1 protein-coding gene is annotated in these 303 nt (G+C 62.0%); it reads left to right on the forward strand.

Translation table 11 applies throughout. The annotated features are described in order from the left end of the window. The coding region (locus tag IZR01_RS51990) for a hypothetical protein (protein WP_228561497.1) at positions 1-222 on the forward strand (222 nt) is incomplete at its 5' end. Between the last annotated feature and the right edge of the window lie 81 nt (positions 223-303).

Below are 303 nucleotides of genomic sequence, written 5' to 3' on the forward strand. Positions count from 1 at the left end.
GTAGACAGCGAATCGCGCCTTCACAAGAAACCCAGCGCGCACAACGAGATGAGCGCGAAGAAGGCCGCCGAGATTGGGGCCGAAGTCAGGTTCACGCCGATGTTGATACTGATACCTGAGGTGGGCCAGTCGAGCGCGACGCGAGCTTGGGCCGCCCGCGCCAGGGCTGTTGCCACCACCATCGCCACTGTTGCCACGGCTGCGTCCGCCGCATCGCCATGACAATTGCTGTCGCTGGGCTTGACCGGGGTTTCTTCCGGGTTGGTGGTGTATATGAGGCTCCTGCTAGACGGACCTTCTTAG

Origin of the sequence: Catenulispora pinisilvae (assembly GCF_015356865.1) — a bacterium.
GTDB classification, from domain to species: Bacteria; Actinomycetota; Actinomycetes; order Streptomycetales; family Catenulisporaceae; genus Catenulispora; species Catenulispora pinisilvae.